The sequence below is a fragment of the Niastella sp. genome (assembly GCF_045805085.1).
Lineage (GTDB): Bacteria > Bacteroidota > Bacteroidia > Chitinophagales > Chitinophagaceae > Niastella.
The window spans coordinates 1-12,912 of sequence record NZ_JBJMLX010000252.1; the positions used below are offsets into that span (position 1 = coordinate 1).

At 46.1% G+C, this 12,912-nt stretch carries 9 protein-coding genes; 4 read left to right on the top strand and 5 right to left on the bottom strand.

Features of this window, described 5'->3' with window-relative positions; genetic code table 11:
• From ACJ751_RS13060 to ACJ751_RS13080, 5 genes are all read right to left on the bottom strand, one after another.
• A partial coding sequence (locus tag ACJ751_RS13060) for a SusD/RagB family nutrient-binding outer membrane lipoprotein (RefSeq protein ID WP_407745939.1) occupies positions 1-915 on the bottom strand: 915 nt, incomplete at its 3' end.
• Positions 916-953: 38 nt separating this feature from the next.
• The gene (locus tag ACJ751_RS13065) at positions 954-4,487 is read right to left on the bottom strand and encodes a SusC/RagA family TonB-linked outer membrane protein (RefSeq protein ID WP_407745940.1); all 3,534 of its coding nucleotides are present in this window, start codon (positions 4,485-4,487) and stop codon (positions 954-956) included.
• Between the two features lie 78 nt (positions 4,488-4,565).
• Positions 4,566-5,414 (bottom strand): FecR family protein, encoded by an 849-nt coding sequence (locus tag ACJ751_RS13070; RefSeq protein ID WP_407745941.1) that lies wholly within the window; start codon positions 5,412-5,414, stop codon positions 4,566-4,568.
• 106 nt (positions 5,415-5,520) lie between these two features.
• Positions 5,521-6,087, bottom strand: a complete 567-nt coding sequence (locus tag ACJ751_RS13075) for an RNA polymerase sigma factor (RefSeq protein WP_407745942.1) — start codon at positions 6,085-6,087, stop codon at positions 5,521-5,523.
• A 241-nt stretch (positions 6,088-6,328) separates the two neighbouring features.
• Entirely contained in the window at positions 6,329-8,497 is a 2,169-nt protein-coding gene (locus ACJ751_RS13080) for a T9SS type A sorting domain-containing protein (protein ID WP_407745943.1), read from the bottom strand.
• A 319-nt stretch (positions 8,498-8,816) separates the two neighbouring features.
• On the opposite strand from ACJ751_RS13080, the gene ACJ751_RS13085 reads away from it, so the two are divergent.
• The 4 genes from ACJ751_RS13085 to ACJ751_RS13100 form a co-directional block, all read left to right on the top strand.
• Positions 8,817-9,173 carry a winged helix-turn-helix transcriptional regulator gene (locus ACJ751_RS13085; RefSeq protein ID WP_407745944.1) on the top strand — a complete coding sequence of 119 codons (357 nt, stop codon included), beginning with the start codon at positions 8,817-8,819 and terminating at the stop codon, positions 9,171-9,173.
• A 1-nt stretch (position 9,174) separates the two neighbouring features.
• On the top strand, positions 9,175-9,879 hold the full coding sequence (locus ACJ751_RS13090; protein WP_407745945.1) for a DUF2461 domain-containing protein: 705 nt from the start codon (positions 9,175-9,177) through the stop codon (positions 9,877-9,879).
• A gap of 309 nt (positions 9,880-10,188) precedes the next feature.
• Positions 10,189-11,199, top strand: a complete 1,011-nt coding sequence (locus ACJ751_RS13095) for a DUF2278 family protein (protein WP_407745946.1) — start codon at positions 10,189-10,191, stop codon at positions 11,197-11,199.
• A 220-nt stretch (positions 11,200-11,419) separates the two neighbouring features.
• The coding region (locus ACJ751_RS13100) for a family 78 glycoside hydrolase catalytic domain (RefSeq protein WP_407745947.1) at positions 11,420-12,912 on the top strand (1,493 nt) is incomplete at its 3' end.

The following is a 12,912-nucleotide window of genomic DNA, read 5'->3' on the forward strand; positions in this document are numbered from 1 at the left end:
ACGCGGGTCGGTCCAGGCAACTAAATAGTCTAAGAAGAAACTGCAAACAGATGGAGCCCGAAAATCCTGTGAACGAACCTGGGTCATATAAGGGTTGGTATATGGATCAGTAGTACTCGTTCCTCCATTCCAGTATATTCTGGCACAGTCTGCATTGCTTTTAAAAATGGGATATTGTGCAGGGTTTTCTACTATCTGTTTTATTTTCGCAATACATTGTGGCTGTACTTCCGCTTTGCCCGAGATCCGCAGCAAAAGTCGCAGGTATAATGAATTGCCAAATTTTCTCCACTTAGTAACATCTCCTTTATATACGGGATCACCTGATACCCGAATAGTATCGCCTTTCGAAAGCAGGATGTTGGCTTCTTCCAGCTGGTTCAACAGATCGAGGTAAATGTCTTTCTGCCTGTCAAAAGCCGGCGTTACACTCGGGTGTACAAAATCAGAATCTCCCTGCAGGGCATGGAAGTAAGGAATATCGCCATAAGTATCTGTAAGGTTAGCAAACACCCATGCTTTACACACTTTTCCAATACCCTGATAGGAGAAATTGACGCTTGAGTCCTTACCATATCCGCGCGCCAGACTGTCTACCTGTTTAAAGTTAGACAGTTGCACGTACCAGTTGTTCCATAAATAATCTGACTGGCTGCTTTTATATGCGTATCTGAATACGGTATTATCACCATCGCTCAGCGATACGGTTACCTGCATCAATTCGTTGTTAAAGCTCCTGTTGCGCACCATACCAGCCGTTATACAGTTAACCAGTGCAGGCGCCAGCAGCTTGTCGGCAGTAGTGCCGAGAGCGTTGATAGGATCTATGTTCAGCTTATCAAAATCTTTTTTGCATGAATAGAGTGTTGGCACAGCCATCAACACCATACATACTATAAACAATTGCTTTCTCATCCTTTATTCTTTTATATTGATAAGATTTTATTCAATAATTATAATCCGATTGTTACTGTGAAGCCCATACTGCGGGTAGAAGGAAACTGTCCCGTTTCAAAACCGGTTACAATGTCTGAACCCGCTAATGTACCAAACTCAGGATCGAAGATGGGCCAGGGTGACCAGATGAACAGGTCGCGCCCGTAAACACCCACGCTGGCCGTGGACAACCCGATCTTTTTAAGCAATTTTGGTTTAAAGGCATAGGCTAAAGCAAGTTCGCGGAATTTTACAAAGTCGGTACTAAAGGTGCTGCCCTCTGCATTGTAGCTACCCATGCTGTATTGATAATACTGATCAACATCGGTAGCGATCACATCGTTTTTGCGGAAAGACCCATCGGGGTTTTGTACTACACCGTTACCCACCATACCATTGTACCTGCCCGGTAGGGTGCTTTTCAATTTGCCCTGCTCAACCATTTTGTAATGGGTGAGCGAATAAGCGACAGCGCCCACCTGGGCATCGAACAGCACATTTAAACTGAAATTCTTATAGCGAAAGTTATTGCCCAGGCTGAATTTGTATTTAGGCGTTGTGTTACCGAGGCGAATGATATTACTGGTGATCTTTGGGAACCCGGTAGTAGCGTCGTAGATCACTTGTCCGTCAGGACTGCGTTGATAACCCAAACCCCACAGATCGCCCATGCTGCCACCCACGTTTGCCACTATCTGGCCACTGGCTATGTTACCGGCCCTCAGCAACACCGTAGTATCCGGCATAGACAATATCTTGTTTTTATTACGGGCAAAAGTTCCATAAAGACTCCAGCTAAAACCGCTTTTGGTTACAACAGGTTTGGCATTCAATTGTATTTCCAAACCATTGTTCCTTACTTTTCCCGCATTGATAATGGACGCAGTGTAACCCGAAGCCGCATCTACCGTTCTGGTAAGGATCTGGTGTCTGGTATTTCCAAAATACACAGCCACGTCTAACCCTAACCGGCCGTTGAAGAACTGCAATTCTGTACCCAACTCGTAGGTGGTAGTAATCAGTGGTTTTAAATTGGGATTGGGCAGGTACTTAGGAGTTGTCAGCGAGCTATCAGGATAAATACCCCCATTGACTGCCACGGGGTAGGTATAGGCAGTCAGGTAAGGAGTGGTACCACCACTACCAACCGCGGCAACAGAACCTCTCAGCTTGGCATAGTTGATGAACGCTGGCAGCTTTACTACATCCGACAGAATGAAACTGGTGTTAATGGAAGGATAGAAAAACCCTACATTATCCGTTCTGATAGGAGTGGCCAAAACGCTGTTCCAGTCCTGGCGGCCGGTAATTTCTGCAAACAGATAATTCTTATAGCTAAGATTTATAACGCCGTAAATACTGTTGATCTGGTAACGGCTTGTATCAGGGAAATAAGTCAATCCATACAAATTGTTGTCCAGGTTATAGATCTGGGGATACGGGGAACTGCCCTTAAGGGAGTCTGCAAATTCCGGATATTTTAACCCGTCAGCCCTTATATCCGTTTTGTGATACTCATTTCTCAACTGGCTGGCGCCAAGGGTTACACCAACTCTAACGTCATGGTTTAGTTCTTTAACATATTTGGCCATCACGTCGTAACTCTTTTCGTAGCTGATAATGTTCTGTTTTCTTATAGAACCTTTAGGTAAACGGGAACCCGCATCGTAAGGCCGGTCCTGCTCACGTTTATCATTCATCCAGTCAAGGTTGCCACGCACAAAAAGACTCAGGTCTTTGGTAAGCTGGTAGTTTAATGAAATATTACCGGTTACGTTGTTTCTTCTTGTTTTGTTCAAAAACTCATTGGTGATCGCAAATGGATTTTCGGGATAAGTGGAGAATGGATACTGAATGGTTTTGTACATGCTGGTGTCGGAGTAATTACTACCTTCTGCACCGCGCCAATAGTTTCGCAGCCAGTTATAATCAGCGTTGGGCTGCCAGAAAATATACCAGTACATCAGAGACTGATTTCCATATCCTGCGGCAGGCAGGTTATCGCTGCCCCGCCAACCGTAGTTTACTTTGGTAGATAATTTTAATTTTTTGGTAATGTCTGAAGTGGTGGTCAATCCCAGGTTTCTACGGGTGAACCCAGTATTGGGAACGATCCATTTGTCGTTTTCTGTACTACCGGTCAACCGAATGCCGGTACTACCCAGCTTCCCATCCACGCTGAGGGTATGTCTCAGGTCCTGTCCCTTTTCCCAAAAATCGTTGATATTGTCATAAGCTTTCCAGGGAGTGCGTTCTACACCTTGTCCCTGACGCACCGGGTCATACTGAAAGAATGATTGTCCATCGAACCTGGGCCCATACGCAGAGCTGGTACCGCTGGTGCTGGCGCCATCCTCAGAGGCGCCGTAAGAGTAATATTGGGCGCCGCCTGTACCCTGGCCATATTCATACTGCTGGTCAGGGAACCTGTTCGCTTCTTCCATGGCTCCATTAACTGTGTAACGAACATTAAAGTGGCCGCTCTTTTTCTGGGCTGCAGCTTTGGTGGTGATAATAATAGCACCGTTTGCCGCCCGCAAACCATACAAGGCAGAAGCGGCAGGCCCTTTAAGTACCGATACACTTTCTATATCCTGTGGGTTCAGATCATTTAATGTGCTGCCATAATCAGCCGGCAGGTTGTCGGAGTTGGTTTGATACACCTCGTCGCCTTTAGCGGAAGAGCGTTTACCACTACTGTTGTTGATCACCACACCATCCACTACTATAAGCGCTTCATTATCGCCGGTAAGGTTGTTCTCGCCCCGTAGAATGATCTTGCTCGAAGCGGCAGGCCCCGAACCGGAACGGATCAGGTTCAAACCGGCTACTTTACCGGAGAGCGCATCCGTCCAGTTTAAACTGGCCGCCTGCGTAAGCTGGGTGCTATCTACTTTTGTAAGCGCATAACCCAGCGACCTTTCAGATTTTTTAATACCTAATGCAGTTACCACCACATTCTGCATTTGCTGATCGTCTTTCTGCAGCACAATACTTAATGATTGTTGCGCTTCGGCAGTGAATTTCTTTTTCACCGGCTGGTAGCCAACGGCGGAGATCTCAACGTATCCCTCTGATATAGTTGGCAGGGTTTTAGTAAACCGGCCATTGTCATCGGCAATGGCTACAACCTGCTTTTGTCCTTCCTGTTTAATAATTACGGTAGCACCAGGCAATGGAACGCCGCCTTCGGTGACAATACCTTTCAATACCATGGTGGGCGCTTTTTTTGGCGCATCACTTTTTTTGATCACCCAGCTGTTGCCCGCAGCGGTTGCCACAAAGCCGCCAGGCGCCAGTACCGCATTCAATAACTCACCCACAGTGCCTGCTTCATAAGAAGCGGCCGGCACTTTTACTGCGGACAGTTCATCATTCGCATAAGCCAGTTTTACATTAAATACCCGGCCAAAATCCTCTGCAATGGTGGCCAGGTTACCGGGGGCATGCCGGTAATGCAACTGCGCCGTTTGGGCATGCAGCTGCATAATACCTGTCATCAGCAACAGTACAAGCGCAGTAACTACTTTAGTTGGTTTAGAGTATTCCATATATTTCATATACATTATAAACAATACAATGCCTGTCTGCTTTTCAGCAGAAAAATAAACTGTTGATTGATAAGGAGGTTAGTGGATATTATAGCCAGTCAATGTGTTCAGCACAGTTAAATTATCCTGCAAAGAAATCGTCAGGTCCCAGGTAAGCGTTACCTTTTTGTTCTTGTTAATAGTGCCGTATGTTAGCTTAACCTGGTAATATGTTTCTATTCGGTTCAGTAATTCGATCAGTGTAATATTCTGTAAACGCATCTGCTGATGCAACCACCAGTCTGCCGCACCGGGATCGATAACCTGCACCAGGCCTGTATTCGACTGTGAAGTAATTACCTGCTGGCCGGCTGTCACCAGTTGAATGCCGCCGGGATTGTTCAGCGCTACTTTACCTTCTTTAACGGTCAGTTGCAGATCAACCGAATCCAGTTTATGAATGGTAAAAGCGGTTCCTACAACAGTAACCAGTTGCCGGTTAACCCCAATGGTAAAGGGATGTTGTGCATCTTTGGCTACACTGAAAAAGGCAGTTCCCTTTCCCAGCACAGTGCTACGCTTTTTTAAAAAATTCGTATACACCTTCACCGATGAATTAGGCGCCAGCCAAATAACAGATCCATCTTCAAGCAGGATCTTTTTTGAGTGGTCTGCGCTGGCCAGTTCCTGCCAGGCATTGGTGCTTATGGCTGAACCGTTACCGGGCATCCTGAAAAAGATCGCCACCAGTATGGCGGCTACAGCGCTTAGCCCGATAAAGAAAAATCTCTTTTTCTGCCGCCGGCGGTTGTCGATCCGGTCATTGATGCTGTTCAGCAATATTTGCTTTTTCTGCATGCCCATTTGACCGGGTGATTGCCATGCGTGTTGCCATTGCGCATCCTGATTACTGATATTCTTCTTATGTTGCCTTGATCTACGGGGCATGCAAAAACTAGCTTTTGTTAATAGACGGTTAATGAAGTAAACTGGTACTAGAGGAAATATAGAAAAAAGCGGGAGTTAACAATTTGGTCATTTTGAATCGTGATTCCTAAAAAAACATTTGCACCTGGCGCAACATCTTTACGATCCGTTGTCCGGCAGTGTGCAATTGGTTCTTAACGGTTTGCTCACTCAGCTGCAATTCTGAAGCGATCTCTTTAACCGAAAGCTGCTCTTCATTTTTCATGGCATAGATGCGGCGCATTTGACCGGGCAGCTTATTGGTGGCGCTTCTCCAGATGCTGTAAGCCTGTTTGTACTGGTATTGTTCATCAGGTTGTGGCCGTTCTTCAGTGTGTTCGGGCATTTCGGCCGTTAAGGTGTACCTTTTTCTTTTAGATGCCCGTTGGTGGTCGCAGATACAGTGTTGAACGATGGTATATAAATAATTGCGGAAAGAGGTATGAATAACGATGCTCTGACGTTTATTCCACAGTCGTATAAATACTTCCTGCAGTACGTCATCAGCTTCTTCCGAACCATTCAGGCGCATTTTTACATACGTGTGAATGGGCTCGGCAAAGCGGTTAAATAACTCATCAAAAGCAATACGGTCCCCTTTTCTCAATTGCAGTAACAACGCTCCGTCGTCGGGAACAATTGGTTGAAAATTCATATGGCGCAAACTTAGCATCCAAATATAAGCTCATAAAGGAAGTTGTTTTACCAAATGTTTAAGTTTTTTTAAGCTGCATTACTTTCAAAAGGTTGCGCAAACGTTTGCATGGTTATTTTTTGTATTGTATAACCCGCAAAAAGCAGCAAAACGAAAGAAATGATGCCCCTTCGAAACAAAAAGAGACCGCCCTCGTTTACATTCGAAGGCAGTCCCGTTAGTTTTTTCAAAAAGAAAGCAACTATCGTTTTATCATTTTAAAGGCTTCGGTAGAATTGCCTTTATCTACTTTTATAATGTACACCCCTTTGGGCAATGATTGCAGGTCGTTGAAATATTGCACATTGTTTCCGGCACTGACAAAAATAGTTTTCCGCCAAACCAGCTTACCGTCGCTGTTCAACAGCCGCAGACTGGCCGTTTCATTGGTAGTGCTTTGAATGCTTATCACTACATGGTCAGTAAAAGGATTAGGGGTAGCTGATATTTGTATACCTGAACCGTTGGTACGAATCAAAAGAATGCCACTGTAAGCATATTTTCCATCCAGGTCAACCATTTTCAGCCGGTAATAATTCACCCCTTCAACAGGGAAAGCATCTTCATACGAATATGACTGGGAGAATGCGGTTGAAGCAACCGTTGAAACCTGTCCCAATGGCGAAAAATGAATGCCATCGGTGCCATGCTCCACTACAAAATGAGAAAAGTTCAGGGCATTTTCCGCCTGCCAGTTCAAATATGTTTTGTTGTTCTTATATACACCACTCCATTGGGTAAGCGTGATCGGCAGGGCGCCACAGGGAGAAGCCGGGTTCGACAGGTTTATGAAACCGAGGGTACCGGTAATTGTCTTAACAACACCAATTGCTCCGGGTGAAGAACCATAAGGCTGATCCACCGGATCGGTTTTGGTAGCTTTATGGGTAAGCCCGTTTGCGCCACCGGTTACGGTAATTGTACCGCCCAGCGCGTTGTTTAAAACATATCCGCCGCCGCCACCACCACCGGGGCCATGCGCCCAATAAGTTTCCATATTGCCACCTTTACCGCCCGTAGCACTGGCTCTGATGGTGTTGCTTCCTGCTGCTGTACTGGTATTGGTAAGTACTATAATTGAACCACCGGCGCCGCCGCCACCGGCTGCATCTGTTACAGTTGAGAATGTTGACGTAATATCATTTGCCGCCGCACCGTTGGCCGATATGATGCCGTTACCACTGAATGTTTTGGCGCGGATGATAATGATCCCACCGCCAACGCCGCCGCTACTTAAATAATCTTGTGTTCCGGCCGTAGCATTATTACTGGTTCCGGCGCCACCGCCGCCCCCCATAACAAAACGGGCTTCCGAAGCCTGCGTATAAGCTGCCCCACCATGACCACCGGTAGGATAGGTGCTTGCACTGGCTGTACCACCGTCCCAGCCGCTACCGCCCTGGCCACCTGAGCCGCCATTACCGCCGCCACCGCCACCGGGGTTATATTGATTTCTACTAGGATCACCATCGGTACCACCGCCACCGGCATTACCCGGAGCGCCACGGCCCATGGAACCATTCACATATCCTTCAATAGTTGTATTAGTAGTAGTAGTAGTAGCTCCGTTTGTTAAATAATAAATAGGTGTTCCGGCAATGCCTTCACCTTTGGCGCCACCGGTTGTATTGGCCGCCGTTGTGACGGGTGAGTTCCAAACATAATCGGTCCTTGTAACAGTAGTAGTTGCGGAGCCATCGAGTCTTTTACCACCACCGCCTCTGAATCCCTTTCCATCAACCGTTACGGCCGAACTGGCATTACCAAAAGTAAGTTGATTGGCCACTTCCAGAACAACTACACCTCCCGTGCTGCCATTCCAGTTAGGCGCCGTTATGGATTTACCATTATTGATCGTTAAATTATACTCGCGTTGGATCCTGATCACCTGGAAGGTTTGTATACCTGCAGAAGAGGTAAATGCCCTTGCGTAATAATTATGTGACAACGGGGCGCCCAGGGTTATTGTACCACCACTGATACCAGATACAACATTATATTCATAGGATCCGGCAACCAGGTTGCTGGTTAAATAGCCGCTGGCACTGCCACCGGCAACGCCATCACCATAAGTATCATTATTCGAAGTATTAAAATCAGCGCCCTGCATCTGAATGATCAACACCATATCGCCATTGGAAAGGGCCGTAGCACTTCCTCTGACATCAAGCGTACCAACGGATACGCTTGTTGTGCCCTTCACAGCATTGGCTGTACCCTGGTAATAAGAGTTTACAATGGTGTTGGTGTTTGTAATTTGTGTTGTACCAGCAGTAGGTGCGGTACCACATTGACTGAATGAACCATAGTACGAAAAGGACATACAAAGGCATAGCATAAATGCCTGGGTACGGGAAATATGTTTTTTCACGATCAACTGAAGTTTGGTTGGGTAATCCGATCAAAGGCCGCAAAGATACCCTTTAACGTAAGACTTAAATATTAAATTATCTTAAGAATTTACCCTTAGACTAAAATTCACCAAACACCCTGAAGCATAACATTAATCATATCTGTTTTTTTTAAACCTTATACCGAAAATGATCCGGATCAATAAACCGTCTGAATAACAATTAAAAGAATTGAGGCAATCCACAACAAAGCTGCGTACCTTTACTATACATTTGTAAGTACTATCCGGAAATATAGCATTATACCAGCATATAGCAATACTATAAAAAATCAATAACATGCCAAAAATGGAAGGACGCGAATACCATAAATGCCTGGGCATGATACTACCGGTATCAGATGCCATCAGTGTTTTAAGCGGCAAATGGAAATTACCGATCATTATCTCATTACAATTTGGCAATAAAAGGTTCAGTGAAATAGCCAGGGACATTCCTAAAATAACCGACCGCATGTTATCAAAAGAATTACGCGATCTGGAAATGAACAAACTGATAAAGCGAACAGTGTACGACTCCGTGCCCGTTATTGTGGAATATTCATTGACAGAATATGGCGAGTCGCTGGATGACCTGATACACGAGTTGTACAAATGGGGCACCAAACACCGTAAAAAAGTGATGACAAAGGATTAATATGGCAAAACAAACAACAGCGCAACCAGTAATTCGTAAATCAGGTTTCGATTTTTTGCAGACTTTAAAAAAGAACAATCACCGCGATTGGTTCAATGCCCATAAAGAAAAGTATCAACAGGAACAGGAGCAGCTGGAGCTTTTTGCCGAAGCCTTGTTGCGGGAACTGAACAAACACGATGAAATAGAAACTCCATCTGGCAAAAAAAGCCTGCATCGCATTTACCGCGACATTCGTTTTTCAAGCGATAAAACACCTTACAAAACAAACTGGAGCGGAAATTTTAAACGCGCTACCAAATTCAGGCGGGGTGGTTATTATTTTCATCTGGAAGCGGGCAACAGTTATTTGGCCGGTGGTTTCTGGGCGCCTAATGCGCAAGACCTGAAACGCATTCGCGATGAAATTGCTTTTGATGCCGGCCCGTTAAGAAAGATCCTGAAAAGCAAAACCTTCACTGCCACCTTTGGCGCCCTTACAGGCGAACAGGTAAAAACCACGCCCAAAGGTTTCGATGCCGGTCATGAAGCCATTGACCTGTTACGCTATAAACAATACCTGCTGATCCGGCGTTTTTCCGACAAAGAAGTATTGAGCGATCAATTTCTCGCAACAGCCAGTGAGACGTTTAAAAACATGCGCCCGTTTTTTGATTACATGAGTGAAGTGCTTACTACGGATACCAATGGGCTGTTGATGAGTTGATAAGGTTGATATAGTTGACAAGTTAACACGTTAACAAGCTCTGGTTTAACACGCTGCGTTCGTGGTTCTAAGTTTAAGTTATTAGATTAGTAGGTTATTGAGTTCTTTAGTTTGTTAGTTCTTGAGTTTTGTGGTTTATCTGAGTTGCCGCGAGTCCTTTCACGTTTCACGTTTGCCGTTTCACGATTCAATATTACCAGTAGGTTAAGAAGCTAAAAAAGGTATAAATACCTGTTTTTATGAATGGGTTGATTGGTACATTTATAAACTAAAAGTGATTATACATTGACCAGTTAAACCCCATTATTTATGCCTATAGCACACTACGGCGTACTGAAAGGCAAGGCATTTGCAAGCCTGCGCGCCACAGCACAAAGCGAGCATTACCAGATACTCATCAACCACGGAAATAATCCCCACCGTATTGCCATCAATACTAAATCAAGCGAAGCACCCAGCCAGGTATTATATTATGCCAGCGATGATTTTCATCATGAGATCACCGATGCATTGAATCAGGCTGATCTGGCCGTTGGCTTTACCGCGCTCGACTCAAAACCTGGCGGCCTGGCGCTCGATTTCATCCGGCGCAACCTGTTCGATCACGCCGAAATGATCCCGCTGCCTTCCCAGGGGCCCGGCGACAATGACGACTTAAACGACCGGCTTGATTTTTTTGTGCAACAGGCCATCCGCGACGACTCGGCTGTTGTTTATGCCTTTGGCCAGCATTGGCAGGACAATAGCGGAAAAGATAAGTATTTCGCCGAAATAAACCCCAGCACCGGCATTCACGATATTCATATGAACCAGGGTAATCCCCCTGGTAGTTTTTTTGGCGACAATGGCATTTGGCAGGATGGGGGATTGCTCTTCCATTTTGCCAGCCGCAATCGTTGGGCTGCCGTATTTACCGCTTTTCAATCGCAATCATTTCATACAGATGATGTGCACGGCAATCCCATCACCGAACCACAACCTCCCGATCAAACAAAAGCAAATATTCGCATCATTGCGGCCATGGTAAATCCAAAAGGGGAAGAACCTGGAAAAGAATATATCATTCTGCTTAACAAAACCAACCAGGATATCAATTTATCAGGTTGGCAGATCGTTGACAAATTGAAAAAGGCCGACACTATCGGCAACCAGGTTTTACCAGCCGGAGATACGGTACGCATAAAGTTAACCGGACAGGGCGCCCAATTAAGTAACAAAGGTGGTAATATCACTTTGTTGAATAAAGAGCAGGTGAAAATAGACGGCGTTACCTATACAAAAGAAGATGCATCCGTAGAGGATCAATTAGTAGAATTGTAATCTGAATTTTCATAACCGGGACAAACAGAAGGCCTCTCGATAGATCGGGAGGTTTTTATTTTAACAGTAAGCACTAGCCTAAAACCAGGCGCCGGCAGGCACTAAACAATTTTAGCACCCGAACGCAAATAACCGCAAGAGTCGCAATCAGGATTAAGCAGGATGGCGCATCGGTGGTTTTCCTTACCTTGTTCATCTTAAAACAAAAAAAGGCTTGTCAATGAAAAAACAACTGCTCATTGCTGTCTGGTGCATCCTGTTAGGTACTTTGGGTGCAACCGGCCAGGTTACGCTGCAGCTGCAACACCTGCTCACTGAAAATCTTGTAAATCCCCTTGGAATAAACGTCACAACACCGCGTTTTAGCTGGCAGCTTTCGGGCGCCCGGCGCAACGTGCAACAATCTGCCTGGGAAATAAAAGTAACAGCCGGCAAAACCGCCGTATGGAGCAGCGGAAAGATCAATTCCGCGCAATCGGTACAGGTGCCCTATGCTGGCAATCCATTGCAACCAGCCACTAAATACAGCTGGCAGGTACGCGTTTGGGACAATAACGGCATCGTTACACCCTGGAGCGCACCGGCAACCTTTCAAACAGCTTTATCAACAGCTGCCGACTGGAAAGCCCAGTGGATCATGCCCGGGTTTACCGAAGATGCGGTTAACCGCCCGGCCATCCTGTTTCGTAAAACATTCTCCTTACCGAAAAAGATCCGCACAGCCACTGCCTATATTACGGCGCATGGAATGTACGAAGCCCGGATAAACGGGCAACGGGTAGGGGATGCGTACCTCACTCCCGGCTGGACGAGTTACAACAAACGCCTGCAATACCAGGTGTATGATGTTACGCCGTTACTGGTTGCCGGCCCCAACACTATTGGCGTTTCGGTAGGCAATGGCTGGTACCGCGGTTACCTGGCCTGGAGTGGTAATAAAAACTCCTGGGGCAGCGATGCCGCCTTGCTGGTACAGATAGCCATCACGTATACCGATGGTTCTACCCAGGATCTGATAACCGATGGCACCTGGAAGTCTTCCACCGGGCCTATCCGTTATGACGAAATATACCATGGCGAAACTGTAGATACCCGCGAGGAAAGAACCGGCTGGGCAAATGCAGCCTTCAACGAAGCGGCATGGAGCGGCGTACAAACCGGCGATTTTTCAAAAGAGGTCTTGGTCCCAACATATAATGAACCGGTAAGAAAGCATGAGACCTTCAAACCCGTAAAAGTGCTTACCACGCCCAATGGAAAAACCGTGCTCGACTTTGGCCAGAACCTTGTTGGCTGGGTAATGGTAAAAGCAAAAGGCAACAGCGGCGATTCCATTGTGATAAAGCATGCCGAAGTGCTGGATAAAAATGGTAATTTCTATACCGAAAACTTACGAGCCGCCAAAACAACGGCCACCTATATCCTGGATGGTAAGGAAGAAAGAACACTGGAGCCGCATTTCTCCTGGTTTGGCTTCCGGTATATACAGGTAGAAGGCTATCCCGGAGAAATAAACCCCGACAACTTCACGGCGGTTGCCCTGTATTCAGACATGCAACCCACGGGCAGCTTTACCTGCTCACAGCCATTGCTCAATCAATTACAACATAATATTCAATGGGGACAACGCGGTAATTTCCTCGATGTGCCCACTGATTGCCCGCAACGTGATGAACGCCTTGGCTGGACGGGCGATGCTCAGGCATTCTCCCG

Coding starts and splice junctions, on each gene's coding strand:
- ACJ751_RS13065 (WP_407745940.1), bottom strand. CDS start 4,487: ATGGAATACTCTAAACCAACTAAAGTAGTTACTGCGCTTGTACTGTTG.
- ACJ751_RS13070 (WP_407745941.1), bottom strand. CDS start 5,414: ATGCCCCGTAGATCAAGGCAACATAAGAAGAATATCAGTAATCAGGAT.
- ACJ751_RS13075 (WP_407745942.1), bottom strand. CDS start 6,087: ATGAATTTTCAACCAATTGTTCCCGACGACGGAGCGTTGTTACTGCAA.
- ACJ751_RS13085 (WP_407745944.1), top strand. CDS start 8,817: ATGCCAAAAATGGAAGGACGCGAATACCATAAATGCCTGGGCATGATA.
- ACJ751_RS13090 (WP_407745945.1), top strand. CDS start 9,175: ATGGCAAAACAAACAACAGCGCAACCAGTAATTCGTAAATCAGGTTTC.
- ACJ751_RS13095 (WP_407745946.1), top strand. CDS start 10,189: ATGCCTATAGCACACTACGGCGTACTGAAAGGCAAGGCATTTGCAAGC.